This is a genomic window from Planotetraspora silvatica, assembly GCF_016863315.1.
Lineage (GTDB): Bacteria > Actinomycetota > Actinomycetes > Streptosporangiales > Streptosporangiaceae > Planotetraspora > Planotetraspora silvatica.
This window is the reverse complement of record NZ_BOOQ01000101.1, coordinates 1-890: the sequence shown is the minus strand read 5'-3', so window position 1 is coordinate 890 and position 890 is coordinate 1. Positions and strand designations below refer to the sequence as shown.

Genomic DNA, 890 nt, shown 5'->3' with positions numbered 1-890 from the left:
GGTCGTGATGATGGTGTCCACGCTGCGCGTGATGTGGCGCAGGGATCGTCCCAGCAGGACGGTGGTGTCGCCGAAGAAATGCTTGGTCATCGTTATTCCTTACTCGTCGGTGCCGACGCTGCGGTCACTGCCGGCTCGCTGTCCTTGCCGGCGTCGCCGACGAGCGAGAGAAAGACGTCTTCGAGAGTCGGCTGCTTCTCGACGTATTCGACCTTGGCGGGCGGGAGCAGCTGCTTGAGCTCGGCCAGGGTGCCGTTCACGATGATCCGGCCCTCGTGGAGGATCGCGATCCGGTCGGCGAGTTGTTCGGCCTCGTCCAGGTACTGCGTCGTGAGCAGCACCGTCGTGCCGTGCTCGGCGAGTTCCTTGACGGTCTGCCACACCTCGATGCGCGCCTGGGGGTCGAGCCCGGTCGTCGGCTCGTCGAGGAAGATGAGCGGCGGATTCCCGATCAGGCTCATCGCGATGTCCAGGCGGCGGCGCATGCCACCCGAATACGTCGACGCCTTCCGCGCGCCCGCGTCGGTCAGGGAGAAACGCGCGAGCAGGTCATCCGCGATCTTGCCCGGATTCTTGAGGTGCCGTAACCGGGCGACCAGCACGAGGTTCTCCCGCCCGGTGAGGATCTCGTCGACGGCGGCGAACTGTCCGGTGAGGCTGATGGACTCCCGCACATTGGCCGGTTGCGTGGCGACGTCGAAGCCGTTGACGCCGGCAGTCCCCGCGTCGGCCTTGAGCAGCGTGGACAGGATTTTCACGACTGTGGTCTTGCCCGCCCCGTTGGAGCCGAGCAGGGCGAAGATACTGCCCCGCGCCACGTCGAAGTCCACGCCGCGCAGTACCTGCAACTCCTTGTAGGACTTCTCCAGGCCCTGCACGTGGATCGCGGG

General features: G+C 66.1%; 1 protein-coding gene. It reads right to left on the bottom strand.

Going from position 1 to position 890, the window contains the following annotated elements; translation table 11 throughout:
• Positions 1-92: 92 nt before the first annotated feature.
• Positions 93-890, bottom strand: a 798-nt coding sequence (locus Psi02_RS39770) for an ABC transporter ATP-binding protein (RefSeq protein WP_275415343.1), incomplete at its 5' end; no start/stop codon positions are given.